We start from the raw sequence: 20662 nt of genomic DNA on the forward strand, positions 1-20662 counted from the left end.
GACGACAGTACAGACGTACGGCTAGCGAAGCCGACAAAGTGCACGGATGATTTAGGAATGGAATTATTCGGCGGCGCGCAACTTCTTGACCTCTGCGGCCGACGGCTGGAACTTCGTACCGTCCATATAGCGGTAATCCACCATCACGCCTTTGCCACCATCGTTCTTCGTGCGTCCGACATAAGCACCCATGGTGGACTGGTGATCTTCGGGACGGTAGACGACAGGACCAAACGGCGTGGTGACTTTCAGGCCACGAAAGGCTGCAATCATCTTTTCAGTGTCGGTGGACTTGGCTTTTTTCATGCCTTCGGCCAGCGACATGATGGCGCTGTAGCCGACGACGGAGCCGAGGCGCGGATAGTCCTTGTACTTGCCGTGGTAAGCCAGAAAGAAGGCCTTGTGCTCAGGCGTCTGGATGCCGTACCAAGGGTAACCGGTGACTACCCAGCCGTTGGGTGTTTCGTCCTTCAGCGGATCGAGGTATTCAGGCTCACCCGTCAGCAAGCTCACCACTTCGCGGCTCTGGAACAGGCCGCGCGTGTTGCCCTCGCGCACGAACTTCGACAGATCAGCGCCGAACAGCACATTGAAGATGGCATCGGGTTTGGCGTCAGCCAGGGCCTGCACCACGCTGCCAGCGTCCACCTTGCCCAGCGGTGGCGCCTGCTCGGCAACAAATTCAACATCGGGCTGGGCTTCCTTGAGCAGCTTCTTGAAGCTGGCTGCCGCGGACTGGCCGTATTCGTAGTTGGGGTACACGATGGCCCAGCGCTTTTTCTTCATCGCGGCGGCGTCCGGCACCAGCATCGCCACCTGCATGTAGGTGGAGGCACGCAAACGGAAGGTATAGTGGTTGCCGTTCTGCCAGACGATCTTGTCGGTCAAAGGCTCGGCTGCGAGAAAGAAAAACTTCTTTTGCTTCGCAAAATCCGTCAGTGCAAGGCCAATGTGCGAGAGAAAGGAACCCGTCAGCACATCCACCTTTTCGCGCGATACCAACTCCTCGGCAGCGCGCACTGCGTCGCCCGGGTTGGCGTTGTCGTCACGGACAATCAGCTCGACCTTCTTGCCATTGATGCCACCGCTGGCGTTGATCTCCTCGACCGCCAGCTCCATGCCCTTTTTGTAGGGCTCGAGAAAGGCGGGCTGGGCCTTGTAGCTGTTGATCTCACCTATCTTGATGACCCCTTGCGCGTGGGCGGCCCCCAGCGAGGCCAGACCCAGAAGAGTCATGGCACCCAGCATCTTGTATTGCATCTTCATAAAAACTCCTGCTTGTCGTGGATCGGAAGGGGTAGTGAAACGGCCGGTCAGCGAAGCCCGTCTTCACCTTTGATATCGTGGATCTGCAAGCCGCCCACGCGCGGTAGAGGTCGGCCGCTGTCTGTGACGACGACAGCAACCACAATTTCGTTGGCGCGCGGCGCATCAGCGACACGCGCCTCCATGGCATCAAAATGGCTGCGCACAAAAGCGGCGTCCTTGTGCCCGAGCGGAACGTCGATGGCCGTTCCGAGGCCGCCCCGTTTTTTGCTGGAAGGCACAAGGGCGGCGCCTTTTTCAACCGCCGCGCGCAGCGGAGCCCCCAGTTTGGGATGCAGGATGGCTGCGGCGTGTTCCAGCTCGCCGGCTTCGCCCACAATGGCGGCCTTGCCATAACTCTGCGCCTGGCCAGGCGAAATGCCCAGAGCCTCGACGCATTTGTTGCCCAGCAGGCCACCGAGCTCTTCACCGATGGCCACCAGCTCGTCCAGGTTCTCGACATACCTGCCGGCGAAGGGGTTGGCGATCACCGCCATGGCCAGGGCCCGGCGTGTGGGCGGGTTCACCGCTTTTCCCATTTCCATGCGGACCTCATCCACCTGAACAATGATTTTCCTGATTGTGGCTGTCATGATTTTTCCTAATGCCTTGTGTATTGTCAGGGTGCCAGCGGTGACTCAGCGCAAACCGTCCCACTTGCTGATGGCCTGCGCCGCCAGCCCACCGACACGCGCATGAACACGCGGACCGGTGCTCATCGCAAGAATAAAAATAATTTCATCTGCCAGCGGCGCACCGGGAACGCGTACCTCGATGGCATCGAAATGGCTGCGCACATAACTGGCATTGACGTGGGTCATCGGCACATCCAGCGCAGCGCCCGGCCCACCTACTTTTTTTGTGGAAGGGACGATGGACAACGCATTGCCGGGCTGCCCGGTTTTTTCTTCAGCCTGCCCCTTGGCATAGGCCTGCCGATCCCCCTTCCAGCCCAGCAGTTCACGCATGGCGTAGCCTCCCGGCACATGCCAGAGCGCGCCGTGCTCCAGTTCACCCGCCGCACCGATGATCGCACCCTTGCCGTAACCCTCGATACGGTCTGCTGGCACATCCATCGCAGCGCGCAGGCGTTCGGCCATGTCGATACCGACAGGCTGCAGTTCATCCATCATCGGCAGGATGTCGGGCTCATAACGGCCTGCAAAGGGGTTGGTCAGCACGGCTGCAATGGCGCCACGCAACAAAGGCACCTTGGCGACCGGACCAAACTCATGCCGGATCTGCTCCACATGCGTGAAGATGCGTCTTATTTCAATCATGGGTTGGTGTCCATCCATTCATTAAGCAAATACTGAACCAACTTGCATGGCCGGATTGTCGGCGTGCCGGTTTTCGCGTGCGCCAGCAGTTGCCGCATCAGTGGTCATCAGCTGATTCTGGCAAACCAGCGCGGCAGACCAGATCAGTCCCGCGGCACGCAAGGCCTCTGCACGCCTGAGGCCTGCGCGCAGCGCCTGCTGCACCAGCGCCGGCTCCAGCGGTGGCACATCGACCGTGACCGGAATGGTTCCCAGATCGGTGTCGTCTTTCAGCTCGCACGCCGGTTTACGCCGGATGCGCGCATCCCGCACATCAACGGCGTTGGCAATCACGGTCGCCGCGGCATCGGCTTCAGACGCGGTGCGCGCCAGAACGGTAACGCTGTCGGCGATGCCGAGTGAAAAGCTGCGGCCACGCCAGCCGCTGGTGGCAACACCGCGTACAGGCTGCACACTCGACACTTCAAACTGCCCATCGGTCCGGACGCCTTCCACAATCTCTTCCACGTTCAGGCGCGCAAGATCTGCGTAAAGGCCTATGCGGACGGACTGGGAAGGTGTCAGGTGCAAGGCAATGTCACCGCCGTTGTTGATCCATGCGCGCGTGATGCCCTCTGCGGTGTAACAGCCCACCAGCTCCTGTGCCACTGCGCCGGCAACGGCCGCCATCGGAGTGATGAAACTGCTCTTGTAAGGCTGACAGGCATGCCACATGCGCCTGGCAACCGGGCCCCGGACGGGGCATTCGCCGCGCACAGGGAGTCGCAAGAGAGGCAGCTCCTGCACCAGTTCATCCAGGATGCTGCGAAAACGCAGCCAGGCGTCGGTGTGCGCCAGCTCCAGCGCCTCGGCGTTGCCGCTCGCGCCAATGACAATATCCATCGGGCCATGCTGGAAATGCCAGCGACCGTCGGGCAGCAAGGTGCGTTGGGCATTCATCCGTTTTGCCTCAGCCAAGCAGGGGAGGCCGCGCCAGCGGCCAGGGATTGGCTGCCGGCAGGGGTGCCCACACACGGGCAGTGGGCGCACCTTCGTTGTGCCATGCACCCCGGCGCAGTGCATCTTCGAGGCTGCGCACATGGTCCATGTGGCCTCCGAGCGCGCGGTAGTCCTCGAGCTTCATGCTGAATTCAATCGGCGCGACGATGGCCGGTGTGGGCACGGTGCCGAAGCTGTTGTCAGGCATGCGCATGACATCGGCCATCACGGTGATGCCGCCACCAGGCCAGATGTAGGCAGGCGCGCCGCCACAGGTGACATTGACGAGGGCGCTTTTGATGGCGCGGGTCAGCAGCACGGGATTTTCGGTGACCCCGGCGCGCAGGCTGCCGCCGGCACCGCCGAGAAACAGCACGGTTGTCAGCGAAGGCTCGCAGTTCTCGCCGATGCGCTCGACAATGCGGCGCACTTCTTCGGGCATGTCCTGCTCGACGGGACACAGCTCGTCATTCAGGACATACCAGCTGGCGTGCTCCCCGGTGGTCGAGGTCATGAGCAGGCGCTGGCCGGGCCATGCCGTCTCGGGCTCCCATCCCTCGATGATGGACAGGGGGTCGGCGATGTCCGTTCCGCCCCAGCCCGTTCCCGGGTTGGCCACCTGGAAGTAGCGCCCCGGCGTTGATTTACGCCCCCGCATCCGGATGCCTGAGGCACGCATGTCCAGACAGCGCCCCGCCTGGTGCTCGGTCAGCACACCGGTGATGTGGTCGTCAACCACCACCACCTCGTCAAGCTTGCCAAAAAACTGCTTCGCAAAAATGCCGATGGTGGCCGAACCGCAGCCGACCCGCATGCGTTTTTCTTCCACCCCGTTGACGATGGGCGCCCGGCCCGCCTGGATCACGATCTGGGAGCCACCGTCAATCGTGAGTTCGGCCGGCTCCTTGTTGCCCAGCGCCTTCATCATCTCGACCGTGACACGGCCTTCCTTCTTGCTGCCACCGGTCAGGTGATGCACGCCCCCGAGCGAGAGCATCTGGGAGCCGTATTCCGCCGTGGTCACATGCCCGACAACTTCACCCTTGCAGCGCACATTGGCCTGCTCGGCCCCCAGGAAACGATCCGTATCAATCTTCACCTTGAGGCTGCAATAACTGAAGATGCCCTCCGTCACCACCGTCACCAGGTCCACACCTGCGGCTTTGGAAGAAACAATGAAGGGGGCCGGCTTGTAATCGGGGTAAGTTGTCGAGGAGCCCACACCGGTAACAAACACTTCGTCGGCCAGCAGAAGGTCACCGTTCCAGTGCGCAGTTGCCGGTGCATCTGCCGGCACGGCAGGCTCCGCCGCAGCCACACGGCCGGAAAATGGCACAAGCACCGGCTCGCCTTCGGCCAGGGTGCGGCGCAGCAACAGCACGGGATCGACCCGGATCAGCGTGCCGCCCTGGTTGGCGTACCTGTCGCAAGCACCGCTGCGGCCCTCGGAAATCTGGCACAGCACCGGACAGGCATTGCACTCGATCTTTTCGCTGTTCATCCGCTCGCTGCGCGGCCTGGCTTTTTCCAGGACTTGGGGCAGCCCCGGGGAATCCATGCCTGGCAGTCCATCCGTTTTTGTATGCTCGGTCATCGTGTTGGCCCTTGTGCTGCCCTTATCCGGCATGTAGCACTTGCTTAATTTTCATGTTGCACCCACTACATTTCGGATCAATGTAGCGCATCCGGATGGGCCATGCAATAGCGTTTACACGCCAAATTCCGTTTTCAACAAAAATGTTATTCACACTACATTTAAATGTTGCGTTCACTACATTTGTGTGGCACATTGCAGCCATGAATGGCCGGCGCCCTCCCCTGCAAGCTCCCGGCAGACATCCCTCAAGGACCTCATGACACATGTCGTCACCGATGCCTGCATCAAATGCAAATACACGGACTGCGTGGACGTCTGCCCGGTGGATTGCTTCAAGGAAGGGCCAGACTTCCTGGTGATCGATCCGGACGAGTGTATCGATTGCGCCGTGTGTATTCCGGAGTGCCCGGTCAATGCCATTTATGCAGACACCGACACGCCGGTGGATCTCGAACCCTTCCTGGAACTGAACGCGCGCCTGGCGAGAAACTGGCCGACCATCACAAAGCGGATGGCACCCCTGGCCACCGCGGACTTGTGGAAAGACAAAACCGGTAAGCTGGCGAGCATCCATCCGGATCACTGACAATCAACCCCTGTACCTACAGCCCTTCCTTCACACCATGAGCGCCTTTAACGAAGAACGTGTCCTGTCCGTCCACCACTGGACCGACCGCCTGTTTACTTTCACCACCACCCGCGACAAATCCCTGCGCTTCAGCAATGGGCATTTCACGATGATTGGCCTGCGGGTCAACGACAAACCGCTGCTGCGAGCCTACAGCATCGTGAGCCCCAACCACGAAGAGCACCTCGAATTCCTCAGCATCAAGGTGGCCGACGGCCCCCTGACATCGCGGCTTCAGCACATCGAGGTCGGCGACACCATCATCGTCGGCCGCAAACCGACCGGCACGCTGGTGATCGACTACCTGCTTCCCGGCAAGCGCCTGTATCTGCTGTCCACCGGAACCGGACTGGCGCCGTTCATGAGCATCATCCGCGACCCTGCGACCTACGAACAGTTCGAGCAGATCGTCCTGGTGCACGGCGTGCGCCAAACTGAGGAGCTGGCCTACCATGACCTGGTGGTGGACCACCTGCCGCAGCATGAATTTCTCGGCGACCTCGTCTCCAAGCAGCTGCTTTATTACCCAACCGTCACCCGCGAGAGCTACCGCAACATGGGCCGCGTGACCGACCTGATGGAAACCGGCAAGATGTTCGAGGACCTGAAGCTGCCCGCGCTGGACCCGGCAACTGACCGGGTCATGATCTGCGGCAGCCCGGGCATGCTGAAAGACTTGAAACACATGCTGGAAAAACGCGGCTTTGCGGAAGGCAATACCTCCAAGCCCGGCGACTTTGTGATTGAGCGCGCTTTCGCTGAACAGTGAAATGATGGCCCCCACGTTTGTCGCTGCGCGTACTGCACTGCCCCCCGAGGGGACGCTGCGCCTGCGGACTGGCAAAGCCAGATCCGCGGCCCCGGCTGGTTGGGAAAGAGCCCCCACATTTCACGAGAATCCATGACTGTCAAAAGCACCAAGCCCCGACCGTCTGCCGCCAAGCGTGCGCCGGCCAAACGGACGGGCGTGCGGGAGCAGGCAGCGCAGACCACACGCGACAACATCCTGCGTGCTGCCACCAAAGTCTTTGCGCGTTATGGCTATGAAGGCGGCAGCGTGGAGAAGATTTCGCAGTCGGCCAAGTCATTCGACCGGATGATCTATTACTACTTCGGGAGCAAGGAAGGCCTGTTCATCGAAGTACTGGAAGACATGTACCGCCGGATGAACGATGCCGAGCTGGAGCTCGATCTCGATCTGGAGCAGCCGGTGGAATCGCTCAAGGAGGTCATCCGTTTTGTCGTGACCTATTACAGCAAGAACCCGGAGTTCATCACGCTGCTCAACACCGAAAACCTGCACCGCGGCAAACATATTTCCAAATCGATGCGCGCGCGCGAATACTCATCGCCCGCCATCGCCATCATTCGCCAGCTGCTCGAAAGCGGCGTCAAGAAAAATGTGTTTCGTGCCGATGTGTCCGCACGCAATGTCTACCTCTTGATTGCAGCAACAGGCTACTTCTATATTTCCAACCGCCACACGCTGTCGGCCTTTCTTGGTGAAGATTTGCAAACGCCTGAAGCCATGACCGAGTGGCAGGCCTTCATCACCACCACCGTGCTGCGCACCGTGATGAAAAATCCCTGACCTGTCCGCGCCGCCGGCGGACATTTCCATCCACGACCTTTGAGAGGGCAAACAACATGGCAGAAGCTGTATCGACCGGAAAATCCGGGAAAGTCGTGATCAGGAACATTGGCCTGCTGCTGTCCGGGGATATCGACAAACCCATCCTCGACGCGGACACGATTGTCGTGAACGATGGCCTGATCGTGACTGTCGGCAAGGCCAAAGACTGCGATACAGAAGGCGCGCACACCGAGATTGATGCGCACCAGACCTGCGTTTGCCCGGGCCTGATCGACAGCCATGTGCACCCGGTCTTCGGCGACTGGACACCGCGCCAAAACCAGATCGGCTGGATAGATTCCACCATGCACGGCGGCGTTACCAGCATGATCTCGGCTGGCGAAGTGCACCTTCCCGGGCGTCCCAAGGACATCGTCGGGCTGAAAGCCCTGGCCATCACCGCGCAGCGCGCGTTTGACAATTTCCGTCCCGGTGGGGTCAAGGTGCTGGCCGGCGCGCCCATCATTGAAAAAGGCATGGTCGAGCAGGATTTCAAGGACCTGGCCGAGGCCGGCGTCACCCTGCTCGGCGAAGTCGGCCTGGGTTCGGTCAAGGCCGGTTATGAGGCCCAGGAAATGGTGGCGTGGGCGCGCAAGTACGGCATCCAGAGCACCATCCACACCGGTGGCCCTTCCATTCCCGGCTCCGGCCTGATCGACAAGGACGTGGTGCTGGAGGCCGATGCCGACGTCATCGGCCACATCAACGGCGGCCACACGGCGCTGTCGGAACAACATGTCTGCGAACTTTGTGAAAAGTCCTCGCGCGCCATTGAAATCGTGCACAACGGCAATGAGAAGGTGGCGATTGCCGCGGCACAGGCCGCGCTGCAGCTCAAATGCCCGCACCGCGTGATTCTGGGCACAGACGGCCCGGCCGGCTCCGGCGTGCAGCCGCTGGGCATGCTGCGGCTCATCTCGCTGCTGTCCAGTCTCGGCAACATTCCGGCCGAGCTGGCCTTCTGCTTTGCCACCGGCAACACCGCGCGCATCCGCAAGCTCAATTGCGGGCTGGTCGAAGTAGGCCGCGATGCGGACTTCGTGTTCATGGACAAGGCGCAGCATTCGTCCGGCCTGAACCTGCTCGACAGCGTGCAGCTCGGCGATATTCCCGGTGTGGGCATGGTCATGATCGACGGCATCGTGCGCTGCGGGCGCAGCCGCAACACACCGCCCGCCACCACCATCCCCAGCGTGGTGGAACCGGCCTGAAACTTCGCTGACCATGCCGGAATTTGCCTCACCGACGCGCGACGAACTCGCGTTGCTGGAGCCGCTGGACCGGCTGGCGCTGCACAACATCGTGCTGGTCGCCACGGCGCAGCAGGCCAACGACGCCTTCAAGGTGCTGGCTGCCTGCACCGTACTGGGTTTTGACACCGAGTCCAAGCCGACCTTTTTCCGCGACCAGGTTTCCGAAGGCCCGCACGTGGTGCAGTTGGCCACACCCTACAAAGCGTATGTTTTTCAGCTGTTTGAAACGCGCTGCCGCGAGGTGGTGGCCGCCTTGCTGGAATCGGAACACACCACCAAGGTCGGTTTTGGCCTGGCTGGCGATCACCAGCAGATCCGCCGCACGCTGGGAGTGGAGCCGCGCAATGTTCTGGACCTGAACGTGGTTTTCAGGAAACGGGGTTATGCCAAGGAGATCGGTGTTCGCGGCGCCGTGGCCGTGCTGTTCAACCGGCGTTTCCTGAAATCCAAAAAAGCCACCACCTCCAACTGGGCCAACCGCCACCTGACGGAGAGCCAGCTGGTCTATGCAGCCAACGACGCCTGGGCGGCGTTGCTGGTTTTTGAAGCGCTGGGCTCGCCGGTGGCTTAAGAGCTGCCGGGTGCCGGCGCGTCTGCGTCGCCGTCGGCTTCATCCACCGGCCTGGGCCTGGCGCTGCGGTGGCCGGTTTTGGCCAGCATCTCGAGATAGAAGGCATCGGCGCCCTCTTTGGCAGCCGCGTCCACCAGCGCAATGATGGTTGCGAAGTGAATGGGCTCTGCCTGCGCTTCGCTCAGGCCGAAGCGGCAGTCAAAATCCCAGAAATCAACGCCTTCCGGCAGGGGCACGCGGCGCTGGCGTTTGACGTATTTGCGGATGTCGTGTTTGACGGCGTCGAGCACCCGGTCACGGTTTTTGCCTTCGACGGCCAGTTTGAATGTTTTTTTCACGGTTGCCTTTCGGGGGGTCTGTATCAGCCCGGACGGACGTGATTCGCAAGCTGTCGATTATGCGGCCCGGCGACAGCCCTTCGTGGCGCGACCGCTTAAACTGGGCCTTTGCCGCCGCCTCTTCACAAAGCCCACCCTCATGCCATTTTCTTCCCTGGGCCTGTCCCCTGCCCTGCTGCGCGCTGTCGGCCTTCGCGGCTACCTGGTGCCCACGCCCATTCAGGCGGCAACCATTCCGGCCGTCCTGCAGGGCCGCGATGTGCTGGGTTCGGCGCAAACCGGCTCCGGCAAAACCGCAGCTTTTGTGTTGCCGCTGCTGCAGCAACTGCAGCAGGGTCCGCACGAAAAACCGCGCAAGGTTCGCGGCCTGGTCCTGGTGCCGACACGCGAGCTTGCTGCCCAGGTGGGCGAAGAAATCCGCGTCCTCTCGCAACACCTGCCGCATGCCCCCAAGGTTGCTGTTGTGTTCGGCGGCGTTTCCATCAATCCGCAGATGATGAACCTGCGCGGCGGGGCCGACATCGTGGTCGCCACGCCCGGGCGTCTGCTGGACCTGGCGGACAACAACGCAGTCAGGCTGTCCGGCGTCAGTGCGCTGGTGCTCGATGAAGCCGACCGGCTGTTTGATCTGGGGTTTGCCGAGGAACTCGGCCGCATTCTTGCGCTGCTTCCGGCGCAGCGCCAGAACCTGTTTTTCTCGGCCACCTTTCCGCCGGCCGTGCAGGCCCTGGCGCAAACACTGCTTCGCGAGCCCGTCCGGATTGAAGTGGTGTCGGAGCCGGAGCAGGCCCCCGACATCGTGCAGCGCGCCATCGCGGTGGACGCGAGCCGGCGTACCCAGTTGTTGCGGCACCTGATCGCGCAAAACGGCTGGCGCCGGGTGCTGGTGTTTGTGGCCACCAAACATGCGGCCGAAATCGTGGCCGACAAATTGCGCAAGGTCCGCATTTATGCCGAGCCTTTCCACGGCGAACTGAGCCAGGGCAAACGCACCCAGGTGCTGGCCGACTTCAAGGCATCCCGGCTCAAGGTGGTGGTGGCCACCGACGTCGCGGCACGCGGCATCGACATTGCGCAGCTGCCCGTGGTGGTGAACTACGACCTGCCGCGCTCCGCGGTGGACTACATCCACCGCATTGGCCGCACCGGCCGCGCCGGTGAAAGCGGGCTGGCCCTGAGTTTTGTCAGTGCAGACACCCGGGCACACTGGCGCCTGATCGAAAAACGCCAACAGCTGAAGCTTGCACTGGAGCAGGTGGCAGGATTCGAGCCGCAACAGGCGGTGACCACCGGGGAAGACGCGAGCCCACCTTCCACTGGCGGCATCAAGGGCAAGCGCCCCAGCAAAAAAGACAAACTCAGGGCCGCGGCAAGCCGCGAGGCTTGAGTCTGGCTCTCATAAGGTCAGGTTTTTTTGCGGCGGGACCCGTTGGCAGCGCCGTTGACGCGGGTGATGGCATAGCCTTTTTCGGCAATCTGCTCTTCGGGCTGGGGAATGGCGTAATGGCTGACCTGCTCGGCTTGCTCTCCCATTTCCACGGCCCGGACTTCGGTTTCCCAATCGGTGTTGGTGGCTTCCTCGGGAATCACCCGTCCCGCGGGCACCGCGAGGTAAGAAAATTGATCGTTGGATTCGGCTCGGCGATAAATATCCACGCGCATGGTTTCTCCTTTGCAACTGCGGTTCGTCTACCTTAACGCCACAGCGCTTTTCCCGTGTAGGAGAAACCCCTTCCCTGGCACGGCCATGCGGGCTGTGCAGGCCGGCAAACCCGATCCGTGATCCAACGCATGGAGTCAGGCAGCCTTCTGGATTGCTTCTATTTTGATAGCTGCTTGCGCTCGGCCCATAAGGGCTGAAGGCCAATTTGGCATCAAATCCTGACACCCAGGTGACGCCGTGGCCGGACCATGCGCGCTAAGCTGCATGGCAAATTCTTCCGCCAACCTGACCGGAGCCGCTCCATGAACGATCTTTTTTCCCTCCAGGGCCGCACGGCACTGATCACCGGCGGTTCGCGCGGCATTGGCCGCATGATTGCAGCCGGCTTTCTGGCACAGGGCGCGCGCGTCTACATCTCAGCGCGCAAGGCCGCCGCCTGCGACCAGACCGCCCAAGAACTCTCCAGCCTCGGGCATTGCGTTTCGCTGCCAGCCGATGTTTCCACAGTCCAAGGCGCACGCGCCCTAGCCGCAGCCTACAGCGCACGCGAGCCGCAGCTGGACATCCTCGTGAACAACGCCGGGGCCGCCTGGGGCGCCCCGTTTGACGAGTTTCCGGAAAACGGCTGGGACAAGGTGGTGGACCTGAACCTGAAGACCCCGTTCTTTTTGACGCAGGCCCTGATCGGCGCCCTGCGCAAATCAGGCAAGCAGCGGCCGGCCAAGGTCATCAACATTGCCTCGATTGACGGGATTTCTGTCAACCCTATGGAAACCTATTCCTACGCCGCCAGCAAGGCCGGCCTGATCCAGCTGACGCGGCGCATGGCCATGCAGCTGGTCAAGGACAACATCGTGGTCAGCGCCATCGCGCCGGGTGCGTTTGCCTCGGACATGAACAAGGACGCCCGGGACCACGGCGAGGCGGTGGCGGCACGCATTCCGGCGGGGCGCGTGGGCACAGATGCCGACATGGCGGGCGCGGCCATCTACCTGGCCTCGCGCGCCGGCGACTATGTGGTCGGCTCGACCCTGGTGGTTGACGGCGGTGTGACCCACGCGCGCTGAGCTGCGGGCGCGACGCGAGAATATTCAGTCTTCCGCGCCGGCGGTCGACAAGCCTTCGAGCACGTGCTGCGGCAGCACCAGCTGGCCCTGTGTGTCCGGCAGCGCTTCGATGCGAATCAGCGGCGCAGAGGAACTCACGCCGCCGAACATCGTCGCAAACGCAGCGTCCGCCGCGTCGCGGCCCGTGGCAAAACGCACAAAGCCCATGGGGATCGCCGTGCCCGACGGATCAAACATGTACCAGCGGTGGCCCACATACACCTCGACATAGGCATGGAAATCGGTGGGGCCGAGGGCCGGGTCGGCACCGTAGTCGATACCGCTGACAAAACGCGCCGGAATATTGACCGCACGGCACAGTGCAATCATCAGGTGCGCAAAGTCGCGGCACACGCCGGCTTCGTCGATCAGCGTGTCCACCGCCGTGGTGTAGCCGGTCGAGCTGTTGGAGGTGAAAGTCACGCGCTGGTTGACCCAGTCGCGGATCGCCTGCACCCGGCTGTAGCCCTGGCGCAAGTGGCCAAACTCCTTGACGGCGAGCCGGTGCAACCGGTCCGACTGGCAATAACGGCTGGGGTAAAGGTATGCCAGCACCTGCCCGGGCAGTTGCAGCACGCCAACCTCGCCCAGGTTCTCGGGCTTTTCCTGGTGATGCTGGATGTCCACCGTGGCCCCGTAGCTGACAGTCAGCGGCCCGGGGGTGGCCCTGAACTTCAGGTAGCGGTTGTGGCTGACTGGGTCGGCATACAGCTCGGGCTGCAACACCTGGCTGATGCCCAGGGTTTCACCGATCACGTTTTGCTGGCGCGTCTGCGCCGCATGGATGTTGAAAATGAAATCGCAGCCAGCGTCAGCCACCTGGTAATTCAGTTCAATCGAAAATCCTAGCCTGACCATATGTTGTCTTCCTGAAGTGGGGGACGCGGCCGGCTGAAACCTGCTGCTTATGCCGCGGCAGGGCGGCGGAAACGGATAGGGCTGCCGCATGACAGCTAGCGCAGCGCGTCGTGGCGCATGGTCGATTGTGCGCGCCAAAAACGACCCTACAGGCAACTCGGGCCAAGCGGCCAAGGCACTGGCGCCAGTGGCGCATCTCGCGCGACGCTCGGACCTCACCTCTGGAAGAGGCCTTTGCCTACAGACAGCGAGCGGAACGCCCAGGCCTGCCTGCGCGGGGTCTGGCCAGCATCTTGATCGCTACTGTTTTGATAGCCGCTTGCACCCAACCAGCAAGGGCCAGGGCTCTTTTTTGCTTAAATATTCGCCATCAACCGCGAAATTCACGCCGGTAAGTGGAGGGCGAGGTGTTCAGCGAGGCGGCAAAGTGCTGGCGCAGCGACACGGCGGTGCCAAAGCCGGCATCTACCGCTATTTGCTCGATGCTGCGGCTGGTGGATTCCAGTTGCCGCTGTGCAAGCGCCAGCCGCTGGTTCAGCAGCCATTGGCCCACCGTGGTACCGGTGACCTGCCGAAAGTGCCGCGTGAACGTGCGCCGCGAAAGCAAGGCGCGGCGCGCGAGTTCATCCAGGCTGTGCGGCCGGTTCAGGTGTTTTTGCACCCAGGCTAATACATCGGCCAGCCGGTGGTCCGCGCCGGAAGCAGGCAGCGGCTGCTCCACATACTGCGCCTGCCCGCCTTGGCGATGCGGCGCCACCACCATGCGCCGCGCCATGTGATTGGCCACTTCGGCGCCATGATCGGTGCGCAGCAAGTGCAGGCAGCAGTCAATGCCCGCGGCCGTGCCCGCCGAAGTGAGCACATCGCCGTCGTCCACGTAGAGCACATCGGGCCGCAGTTCGACCTGCGGATAACGCTGCGCAAAAGTGGGTACCAGCGCCCAGTGCGTGGTGGCAGGCCGGCCGTCGAGCAGGCCGGCTTCGGCCAGCACAAAAGCCCCCACACACAAGCCCACGATGCGCGCACCGCGTTTGTGCGCCGCACGCAGCGCCTTGAGCAAGGCTTCGGGTGGCGCCCGGTAATTCTTCTCGTTCGGGCTGTGCCAGGAGGGCACGATGACGATGTCGGCCCGCGCCATGGCTGAGAGCTTGTGCACGCCATCGACGCAAAAGCCGGCCGGCGTGCGCAAGGGCCCCTCCTCTGATGCACACACCAGCAGCTTGAAGAGCGGCATGTCCGCGCCGCCCATTTCCTGGCCAAAAACCAGGCAGGGCACCGAAAGGTGAAACGGGCTGATGCCGTCGAAAGCGACGACCGCTACCGTCTGCGCCGGGCGGGTTCTGGATGTTCTGGATGAAACGTCACGCATGGCCCGATTCTATCGATTTATGGCTATTGGGCCACTTTCGCGAAAACGGCCGGAGGCGAACAATTCATCTCATCAACCACTCGCCTTAAGGAAACAACCATGACCACCACTCTCCCCCGCCGCGCCCTTGTGGTGATCGACGTACAAAACGAGTACTTCACCGGCAATCTGCTGATCACGCACCCACCCGTGCAGCAATCCCTGCCCAACATCGGCCGGGCCATGGACGCCGCCCGCACGGCGGGTATTCCGGTGGTGGTGGTCCAACACAGCGCGGTGGCAAGTGCGCCCCTGTTCGCCAAGGGCTCCCCTACCTGGGAGCTCAACGAGGTCGTCGCAAGCCGCCCGCGCGACCACTACATCGAAAAGGCCTGGCCCAGCGTCTTCACCGGCACCGGCTTCGCGGACTGGCTGAAAGAAAAGCAGATCGATACCTTGACCGTGATCGGCTACATGACGCACAACTGCGATGCCTCAACGATTTTTGAAGCCATGCACCGCGGCCTGCAGGTGGAGTTTTTGCAGGACGCCACAGGTTCCTTGCCCTACGCCAACACGGCCGGCAGCGCAACGGCGGAAGAGATCCACCGCGTATTCAGCGTGGTGTTTCACACCACGTTTGCGGCCGTTGCCGCCACGGACCAATGGATCGACGCTGTGCAAGCAGGCCGTTCGCTGGAGAAGGGCAATATCCTTGCATCCAACCAGGCTGCGCTTGCCTTGAGATGACTTTCGGAAAGATCGGGGCAGCTTGCCCCTTTCCCACAAGGAAAGGCCGTCAGGCTTCGTCCATGAAACGCACCTTGACGCTTTTGCCCTTGACGCCGCCGTTGGCCAGCTTTTGCTGCGCCTGGCTGGCAATGGCGCGGTCCACTGCGACATAGGTTGAGAATTCATTGACGTTGATCTTGCCGACCTGCTCACGCGTGAAAGGCGGCACATTGCCGGCTTCGCCGGTCAACGCGCCCAGCACATCACCGGCGCGGATCTTCTCCTTGCGGCCGCCGACGATCTGCAGCGTGATCATGGGCGGCAGCAGCGGCTCGTTGCTGGCCGGCGTCAGCTCACTGAGCTTGTGCCATTCGGACTCGGCTTTCTGCAGCACCTCAATTTTCCCGACATAACCCATCTCGTCCATGCTGGCCAGGCTGATGGCCCAGCCTTCTTCGTCGGCGCGGCCGGTGCGGCCGATGCGGTGAATGTGCACCTCGGCGTCCGGCGTCACGTCCACATTGATGACCATCGCCAGTTGCGCAATATCCAGCCCGCGCGCGGCCACGTCGGTGGCCACCAGCACCGAACAGCTGCGGTTGGAAAATTGCACCAGCACCTGGTCGCGCTCACGCTGTTCGAGTTCGCCAAAGAGTGCCAACGCACTGAAGCCCTGCTCTTTCAAATAAGCGACCAACGCACGGCACTGCGACTTGGTATTGCAAAACGCCAGCGTGCTGGCCGGACGGAAGTGGCGCAGCACCTGCGCCACGGCGCCCAGGCGGGCTTCGTCATGGTCGCTGTCGGGCACCTGGTACCAGCGCTGCTGGATCTTGGTTTTTTCATGCTGCGCCTGCACCGTGATGGTTTGCGGCGCTTTCATGAACTGCTGGCTGATCTTGGCAATGCCTTCGGGGTAAGTGGCCGAAAACAGCAGGGTCTGCCGCTCTTTCGGGCACTGTTTGGCAACGGTCGCGATGTCGTCAAAAAAGCCCATGTCCAGCATGCGGTCGGCTTCGTCGAGCACCAGGGTGTTCATGGCTTCCAGGTTCAGGTTGCCGCGCGCCAGGTGGTCCATGATGCGGCCCGGCGTGCCGACAACAATGTGCGCACCGTTTTCCAGGCTGGCGGTCTGGTTGCGCAGCGGCACACCGCCGCACAGCACCACCACCTTGATGTTTTCCTCGGCCCGCGCCAGGCGACGGATTTCCGTGGCCACCTGGTCAGCCAGCTCACGCGTCGGGCACAGCACCATGGCCTGCACGGCAAAACGCCGCGCGTTGAGGTTGGCCAGCAGGGCCAGTGCAAAGGCTGCGGTTTTGCCGCTGCCGGTTTTCGCCTGGGCAATCAGGTCTTTGCCGAGCAGCGCCACCGGCAGGCTGGCCGCCTGGATAGGCGTCATGGACAGGTAGCCCAACTGCTGGAGGTTGGCCAGCACGTGGGCCGGCAGGGAGAGGCTGCTGAAATCGGAAGGGGCTGAGGAAGAAGAGGAAGAGGTCATCCCCCATTATCGGCGCCCGCCCCTCAGGCCCCTGCGGATTGCCCCCACTGACCGGTAGCTTGCAGCACCGGCGACAACACCGCAAGCCCCCAGCGCAGAGGCAGCGATGCCTCTACCCTTTTCATGGACAGCACCCTGAAACGCAGCAGACGCTGAGCGCCGGAAAAAGCTTCCAGCTCGGCACCTTCCCAAATAATTTCGGCATGCACGGCCAGGTACAGCAGGTCACCGCTGGCAAAGTCGATGAACAGCAAACCGGCGCGCGGGTTGAGCGCAATATTGCCGAGGGTATTGAAGAAAAAATTGCCCAGAAAATCCGGCATGGTGAGCGTGCCATCTTTGTCCACCCGCACAAAACCAGGCTTGCCACCACGGTGCGACACGTCCACCCCACCCGCCCGGCCGGCCTGTGCATCGTCTCCGGCATAGGCCGTGGCAATAAACAGGGTGTCGGCTGCGGCCACCATGCGGCGCGCGGCTGCATCGAGGTGTGTGGCCGCATGCACGGCGGGGCGAGCGGTTGGCGGACTTTCCACATACACCGCCTCGCGCGCCTGGATGTATTTGGGACAGTTGCCAAAACTCTGGCTGAGCTCCACCGTGAACCCCGCTGCACTCACCTCGCGCAGCACGCCGTTCATGCGGTTGCGCCGCCGAGTCTGCGGCTCAATGCCCAGCAAACCGATGGGCGCACCATCGGCCAGCGTGCGCTTCAGGGGATCGCCTTCCAGCGGCTGCGCCCGCACCACGAGGTGCTGCGCATCAGGGGAGCGAATGAAGCCGGGCGGCTGCGCCAGCACCGAGGCCCAGGGCTGGCCATCGGCATCCACCGTGCCGGCAATCAGAAAAGGCAGCTGTTCAAAAAAGGCGCGATGCTGGTCGGGCATGAAGTCGCGAATCACCTGCGGGCCTATCTGTGCCAGCCGCTCCTGCACGCCCAGGCGCGCCTGCACGGCGCGTTCGCCTTCGTGAAATGCGGGCGGGGTCATGCCGCCAGCCCGATCGGGGTTCTGACCATGGGCACAAAACGCGGCAGCGCCTCGATGCGGGCCAGCCAGGCGCGCAGTGCCGGATAAGCTTTGAGCGACACATTGCCTTCGGGCGCGTGCGCCACATAGCTGTAGTTGGCAATGTCGGCCAGGGTGGGCGTGCCGCCCGCCAGAAAGAGGGACTGGCCCAGCTGCTGCTCCATCACCTCGAACAGGGCATGGGCGCGCGTTATCGCCTCAAGGTTGTCCGGCCGCTTGAACAGCTGGGTCACACGCGCTGCCGCCGGGCCGAAAGCAAGCTGGCCCGCAGCCACCGACAACCAGCGCTGCACGGCCGCAGCGGCCAACGGCTCTTGCGGCAACCATTGCCCGGGCCGCTCTGCGTAACGCCCGGCCAGATACACCAGGATGGCATTGGCATCGGCCAGCATGCACTCGCCGTCCTGGATCACCGGCACCTGGCCGAAGGCATTCATGCTCAGGAAGGCGGGCGTCTTGTGCGCGCCGGTGGCCAGGTCTACCTCGACCGCTTCCATCGGCAGGCCGAGCAGGGACAAAAACAGCTCGACCCGGTGGCAATGGCCGGACAGCGCGTAGCGGTACAGGCGGATGGGTTGGGCCGGAGCGGATGGGGTGGAGAGTGTGGCTGCATGCATGGAAATCTTTCAGGAAGTGGACAGGAAGTGAAGGAATGAGCGTTATTCTGTTTGATCCGTTTGAATGAATAAATGGAGAAAAATGGATTTGACTGCTCCGATAATCGGATGAATTAACATGCGGGCCATGGACAAACTCCGCGCCATGCAGGCCTTTATTCATATTGCCGACGAGGGCAGCCTGACGGCGGCGGCACGCGTCATGGACTCGTCATTGCCAGCCATGGTGCGCACGCTCGCCGCTTTCGAAGCGCAACTGGGCGTGCGCCTGTTCAACCGCAGCACGCGCCGCATTTCACTGACCGAGGAGGGCCGGCGCCACCTGGAAAGTTGCCGCCAATTGCTGGCCACGCTGGAAGACGCCGAGGCGGCGCTGACCGCCGACGCCGGCGAGCCGGCCGGCCACCTGACCATCACCGCACCCATGCTGTTCGGCCAGATGCATGTGGCGCCCGCGGTGACGCGTTTTGTGCAGAAGTACGACAAGATGCGCTGCAGCATGGTGCTGCTGGACCGCGTGGTGAACCTGCTGGAAGAAGGCATCGACGTGGGCATACGCATAGGCGCGCTGGACGATTCCAGTCTGGTGGCGCAGCCCGTGGGCCAGATACGGCGCATGGTGGTGGCCAGCCCGGCCTGGCTGCGCCGGCACGGCGTGCCCCGGCACCCCAGGGACCTGCTCAAGCTGAACTGCGTGCGCGTCACCGATCACGCCACTACTTGGGGCCCCTTCAACGACAAGGGCCGGCAACTGCGCCTGGCCGTCAGCGGCAACCTGGCGTTCAACCAGATTGCGCCGGCGGTGGAGGCCTGCGCAGCCGGTGCCGGCTTGGGCATGTTTTTCTCGTACCAGGTGGCGCCCTTCCTGGAAAGCCGGCATCTGCGTTGCGTGCTGGAAGATTTCGAACCACCGCCCCGCCCCATCCACGTGGTCTACCCGCACGCACGTTTGTTACCCAAACGCACCCGGGTGTTCATCGAATGGATCAAGGAGGAGCTCCGGCCTTTCCAGGGCTGAAGCCCGCTTTTTATACGAAAAAGGCCTACAGCCCTTTACCTGCAGGCACAAGCGGCTACCTTTTTAATAGCTAATGCAAGGCGCCGCTCATGCCTCGAAGCTGTAAAAATGCTGCGGGTTGTGCACCAGCAACGCTTCGAGCGCCGGCAAGGTCGGCGCGATCATCGCCAGCAGGTCCACCAGTTGGCCGTCGTCGGGCACATGGTGGTGGTTGGGGTGCGGCCAGTCGGTGCCCCAGAAGCAGCGCTCCGGAAACTCCTGCAGCAGGCGGCGCGCCAGTGCCACGCCTTCGGCGTACGGGGCAGCCGGGGACACACGGTCCACCCCGCTGAGCTTCACATGAAAACGCGGATCTTCCAGCAGCGCGCACAGCGCACGGAAATCGGCATGGTTTTCGCCCAGCGTGGCGTCCAGCCGCGCCATGTGGTCAATCACCACCGGCACGGCCGATTGCCTGAGCACCGGCGCCAGCTCGTGGATCAGGCTGCCGTCGAAATGCACTTGCAGGTGCAGGCCCAACGGCGCCAGGCGCTGCGTCAGCGCCACCACCTGCTGCACGCTGGCGCCCTGGCCCAGGGGTGGCATGAAGTTGAAGCGCACACCGCGAAAGCCGGCGGCCCGCAGGCGCTGCAGTTCGGCATCGCTCACATCATGCGGCACCAGTGCCACGCCAAGGTAACGGCCACCGCCCGCGCGTATTGCGTCCTCGACCACGGTGTTGTCAAAACCATGCACCAGCGACTGCACGATCACGCAGCGCGTGATGCCCAGCTGCCGATGCAGCGCAAACAGCGTTTCCTTGGGCGCATCGGCCGGCGTAATGGCACTGTCGGGGGAAAAGGGAAAAATCGCAGCCGGGCCGAACACATGCACATGGGCATCGCAGGCACCGGGCGGCAGCACCAGCCGGGTTGCGGACGGCTGGCGCATGTACGTGAGAACAGCTTTGGACATGCGCTTATTCTGGTCCCGAACGGCCGGTTTTATCCAGTACCTCAACCAATGGCAGCTATGTCGGCGTAGCCGCCAGCATGGGCCGGCCAGCGCACTGCTTAGCATTAAATCCGCCTTAGCCCTTATCCAACGGGCGAAAGCAGCTATCATTTTTATAACAAAACCCTGCACAATACGGGTTCAAGCCACCAGGGCCTGTTCACACTATTTATGCAAGATGCGTTGCGAGTCAAAAAGGTCATGCGCGAGGCGAA

At 62.4% G+C, this 20662-nt stretch carries 22 protein-coding genes; 9 read left to right on the plus strand and 13 right to left on the minus strand.

Going from position 1 to position 20662, the window contains the following annotated elements:
• Positions 1-63 precede the first annotated feature (63 nt).
• The 5 genes from ABI660_RS18090 to ABI660_RS18110 all read right to left on the minus strand — a co-directional run bounded on the left by ABI660_RS18090 (position 64) and on the right by ABI660_RS18110 (position 5157).
• The gene (locus ABI660_RS18090; protein ID WP_348070717.1) at positions 64-1248 is read right to left on the minus strand and encodes an ABC transporter substrate-binding protein; all 1185 of its coding nucleotides are present in this window, start codon (positions 1246-1248) and stop codon (positions 64-66) included.
• A 65-nt stretch (positions 1249-1313) separates the two neighbouring features.
• Entirely contained in the window at positions 1314-1898 is a 585-nt protein-coding gene (locus ABI660_RS18095; RefSeq protein ID WP_348070675.1) for an amino acid synthesis family protein, read from the minus strand.
• Between the two features lie 45 nt (positions 1899-1943).
• Positions 1944-2585 carry an amino acid synthesis family protein gene (locus ABI660_RS18100; protein WP_348070677.1) on the minus strand — a complete coding sequence of 214 codons (642 nt, stop codon included), beginning with the start codon at positions 2583-2585 and terminating at the stop codon, positions 1944-1946.
• Between the two features lie 21 nt (positions 2586-2606).
• Positions 2607-3524 carry a UPF0280 family protein gene (locus ABI660_RS18105; RefSeq protein WP_348070679.1) on the minus strand — a complete coding sequence of 306 codons (918 nt, stop codon included), beginning with the start codon at positions 3522-3524 and terminating at the stop codon, positions 2607-2609.
• A 10-nt stretch (positions 3525-3534) separates the two neighbouring features.
• Entirely contained in the window at positions 3535-5157 is a 1623-nt protein-coding gene (locus tag ABI660_RS18110) for a 6-hydroxynicotinate reductase (protein ID WP_348070681.1), read from the minus strand.
• Between the two features lie 259 nt (positions 5158-5416).
• On the opposite strand from ABI660_RS18110, the gene fdxA reads away from it, so the two are divergent.
• The 5 genes from fdxA (at position 5417) to ABI660_RS18135 (ending at position 9245) form a co-directional block, all read left to right on the plus strand.
• Entirely contained in the window at positions 5417-5746 is a 330-nt protein-coding gene (fdxA, locus tag ABI660_RS18115; protein ID WP_348070683.1) for a ferredoxin FdxA, read from the plus strand.
• A gap of 37 nt (positions 5747-5783) precedes the next feature.
• Complete coding sequence (locus tag ABI660_RS18120; protein ID WP_348070685.1) at positions 5784-6557, plus strand: ferredoxin--NADP reductase; 774 nt, start codon at positions 5784-5786, stop codon at positions 6555-6557.
• Between the two features lie 132 nt (positions 6558-6689).
• Positions 6690-7379 carry a TetR/AcrR family transcriptional regulator gene (locus tag ABI660_RS18125; protein WP_348070687.1) on the plus strand — a complete coding sequence of 230 codons (690 nt, stop codon included), beginning with the start codon at positions 6690-6692 and terminating at the stop codon, positions 7377-7379.
• 56 nt (positions 7380-7435) lie between these two features.
• Complete coding sequence (locus ABI660_RS18130; protein ID WP_348070689.1) at positions 7436-8632, plus strand: amidohydrolase family protein; 1197 nt, start codon at positions 7436-7438, stop codon at positions 8630-8632.
• Between the two features lie 13 nt (positions 8633-8645).
• The gene (locus tag ABI660_RS18135; RefSeq protein WP_348070691.1) at positions 8646-9245 is read left to right on the plus strand and encodes a 3'-5' exonuclease; all 600 of its coding nucleotides are present in this window, start codon (positions 8646-8648) and stop codon (positions 9243-9245) included.
• On the opposite strand, the gene ABI660_RS18140 is transcribed toward ABI660_RS18135, so the two are convergent.
• Positions 9242-9583, minus strand: a complete 342-nt coding sequence (locus tag ABI660_RS18140) for a DUF6172 family protein (protein WP_348070693.1) — start codon at positions 9581-9583, stop codon at positions 9242-9244. The two genes, ABI660_RS18135 and ABI660_RS18140, sit on opposite strands and share 4 nt — an antisense overlap.
• A gap of 139 nt (positions 9584-9722) precedes the next feature.
• On the opposite strand from ABI660_RS18140, the gene ABI660_RS18145 reads away from it, so the two are divergent.
• Positions 9723-10970: a DEAD/DEAH box helicase gene (locus ABI660_RS18145; protein ID WP_348070695.1), complete on the plus strand. Its 1248-nt coding sequence runs from the start codon at positions 9723-9725 to the stop codon at positions 10968-10970.
• Between the two features lie 17 nt (positions 10971-10987).
• Here the strand turns inward: ABI660_RS18145 and ABI660_RS18150 are convergent, their stop codons facing one another.
• Positions 10988-11245, minus strand: a complete 258-nt coding sequence (locus tag ABI660_RS18150; protein WP_348070697.1) for a DUF6139 family protein — start codon at positions 11243-11245, stop codon at positions 10988-10990.
• Positions 11246-11548: 303 nt separating this feature from the next.
• Between ABI660_RS18150 and ABI660_RS18155 the strand changes: the two genes are divergently transcribed.
• Positions 11549-12313: an SDR family oxidoreductase gene (locus ABI660_RS18155; RefSeq protein WP_348070699.1), complete on the plus strand. Its 765-nt coding sequence runs from the start codon at positions 11549-11551 to the stop codon at positions 12311-12313.
• A gap of 24 nt (positions 12314-12337) precedes the next feature.
• Here ABI660_RS18155 and ABI660_RS18160 read toward each other — a convergent pair whose 3' ends face one another.
• Complete coding sequence (locus tag ABI660_RS18160; RefSeq protein ID WP_348070701.1) at positions 12338-13210, minus strand: transglutaminase family protein; 873 nt, start codon at positions 13208-13210, stop codon at positions 12338-12340.
• A 370-nt stretch (positions 13211-13580) separates the two neighbouring features.
• Positions 13581-14579 carry a helix-turn-helix domain-containing protein gene (locus ABI660_RS18165; RefSeq protein ID WP_348070703.1) on the minus strand — a complete coding sequence of 333 codons (999 nt, stop codon included), beginning with the start codon at positions 14577-14579 and terminating at the stop codon, positions 13581-13583.
• Between the two features lie 99 nt (positions 14580-14678).
• On the opposite strand from ABI660_RS18165, the gene ABI660_RS18170 reads away from it, so the two are divergent.
• Entirely contained in the window at positions 14679-15308 is a 630-nt protein-coding gene (locus ABI660_RS18170; protein ID WP_348070705.1) for a cysteine hydrolase family protein, read from the plus strand.
• A gap of 49 nt (positions 15309-15357) precedes the next feature.
• Here the strand turns inward: ABI660_RS18170 and dbpA are convergent, their stop codons facing one another.
• From dbpA to ABI660_RS18185, 3 genes are read right to left on the minus strand one after another with little or no spacing between them, the layout of a single operon-like run.
• Positions 15358-16791 (minus strand): ATP-dependent RNA helicase DbpA, encoded by a 1434-nt coding sequence (dbpA, locus tag ABI660_RS18175; protein WP_348070707.1) that lies wholly within the window; start codon positions 16789-16791, stop codon positions 15358-15360.
• A gap of 23 nt (positions 16792-16814) precedes the next feature.
• On the minus strand, positions 16815-17780 hold the full coding sequence (locus tag ABI660_RS18180; RefSeq protein ID WP_348070709.1) for a pyridoxamine 5'-phosphate oxidase family protein: 966 nt from the start codon (positions 17778-17780) through the stop codon (positions 16815-16817).
• Positions 17777-18436, minus strand: a complete 660-nt coding sequence (locus ABI660_RS18185) for a glutathione S-transferase (RefSeq protein ID WP_348070711.1) — start codon at positions 18434-18436, stop codon at positions 17777-17779. Before ABI660_RS18185 ends, ABI660_RS18180 begins: the two co-directional genes overlap by 4 nt.
• A gap of 127 nt (positions 18437-18563) precedes the next feature.
• Here ABI660_RS18185 and ABI660_RS18190 point away from each other — a divergent pair, with 127 nt between their 5' ends.
• Positions 18564-19454: a LysR family transcriptional regulator gene (locus tag ABI660_RS18190; RefSeq protein WP_348070713.1), complete on the plus strand. Its 891-nt coding sequence runs from the start codon at positions 18564-18566 to the stop codon at positions 19452-19454.
• 87 nt (positions 19455-19541) lie between these two features.
• On the opposite strand, the gene ABI660_RS18195 is transcribed toward ABI660_RS18190, so the two are convergent.
• On the minus strand, positions 19542-20408 hold the full coding sequence (locus ABI660_RS18195; protein WP_348070715.1) for an amidohydrolase family protein: 867 nt from the start codon (positions 20406-20408) through the stop codon (positions 19542-19544).
• Between the last annotated feature and the right edge of the window lie 254 nt (positions 20409-20662).

It is taken from the genome of Polaromonas sp. (genome assembly GCF_039930745.1).
Taxonomy (GTDB): Bacteria; Pseudomonadota; Gammaproteobacteria; order Burkholderiales; family Burkholderiaceae_C; genus Polaromonas.

Excerpts from the sequence above, each read along its gene's own strand:
- ABI660_RS18105 (WP_348070679.1), bottom strand. The coding sequence starts at position 3,524 with ATGAATGCCCAACGCACCTTGCTGCCCGACGGTCGCTGGCATTTCCAG.
- ABI660_RS18120 (WP_348070685.1), top strand. The coding sequence starts at position 5,784 with ATGAGCGCCTTTAACGAAGAACGTGTCCTGTCCGTCCACCACTGGACC.
- ABI660_RS18165 (WP_348070703.1), bottom strand. The coding sequence starts at position 14,579 with ATGCGTGACGTTTCATCCAGAACATCCAGAACCCGCCCGGCGCAGACG.
- ABI660_RS18130 (WP_348070689.1), top strand. The coding sequence starts at position 7,436 with ATGGCAGAAGCTGTATCGACCGGAAAATCCGGGAAAGTCGTGATCAGG.
- ABI660_RS18125 (WP_348070687.1), top strand. The coding sequence starts at position 6,690 with ATGACTGTCAAAAGCACCAAGCCCCGACCGTCTGCCGCCAAGCGTGCG.
- ABI660_RS18110 (WP_348070681.1), bottom strand. The coding sequence starts at position 5,157 with ATGACCGAGCATACAAAAACGGATGGACTGCCAGGCATGGATTCCCCG.
- ABI660_RS18170 (WP_348070705.1), top strand. The coding sequence starts at position 14,679 with ATGACCACCACTCTCCCCCGCCGCGCCCTTGTGGTGATCGACGTACAA.
- ABI660_RS18150 (WP_348070697.1), bottom strand. The coding sequence starts at position 11,245 with ATGCGCGTGGATATTTATCGCCGAGCCGAATCCAACGATCAATTTTCT.
- ABI660_RS18185 (WP_348070711.1), bottom strand. The coding sequence starts at position 18,436 with ATGCATGCAGCCACACTCTCCACCCCATCCGCTCCGGCCCAACCCATC.
- ABI660_RS18190 (WP_348070713.1), top strand. The coding sequence starts at position 18,564 with ATGGACAAACTCCGCGCCATGCAGGCCTTTATTCATATTGCCGACGAG.
- ABI660_RS18180 (WP_348070709.1), bottom strand. The coding sequence starts at position 17,780 with ATGACCCCGCCCGCATTTCACGAAGGCGAACGCGCCGTGCAGGCGCGC.
- ABI660_RS18100 (WP_348070677.1), bottom strand. The coding sequence starts at position 2,585 with ATGATTGAAATAAGACGCATCTTCACGCATGTGGAGCAGATCCGGCAT.
- ABI660_RS18090 (WP_348070717.1), bottom strand. The coding sequence starts at position 1,248 with ATGCTGGGTGCCATGACTCTTCTGGGTCTGGCCTCGCTGGGGGCCGCC.
- ABI660_RS18195 (WP_348070715.1), bottom strand. The coding sequence starts at position 20,408 with ATGTCCAAAGCTGTTCTCACGTACATGCGCCAGCCGTCCGCAACCCGG.
- dbpA (WP_348070707.1), bottom strand. The coding sequence starts at position 16,791 with ATGACCTCTTCCTCTTCTTCCTCAGCCCCTTCCGATTTCAGCAGCCTC.
- ABI660_RS18160 (WP_348070701.1), bottom strand. The coding sequence starts at position 13,210 with ATGGTCAGGCTAGGATTTTCGATTGAACTGAATTACCAGGTGGCTGAC.
- ABI660_RS18145 (WP_348070695.1), top strand. The coding sequence starts at position 9,723 with ATGCCATTTTCTTCCCTGGGCCTGTCCCCTGCCCTGCTGCGCGCTGTC.
- ABI660_RS18135 (WP_348070691.1), top strand. The coding sequence starts at position 8,646 with ATGCCGGAATTTGCCTCACCGACGCGCGACGAACTCGCGTTGCTGGAG.
- ABI660_RS18095 (WP_348070675.1), bottom strand. The coding sequence starts at position 1,898 with ATGACAGCCACAATCAGGAAAATCATTGTTCAGGTGGATGAGGTCCGC.
- ABI660_RS18155 (WP_348070699.1), top strand. The coding sequence starts at position 11,549 with ATGAACGATCTTTTTTCCCTCCAGGGCCGCACGGCACTGATCACCGGC.
- fdxA (WP_348070683.1), top strand. The coding sequence starts at position 5,417 with ATGACACATGTCGTCACCGATGCCTGCATCAAATGCAAATACACGGAC.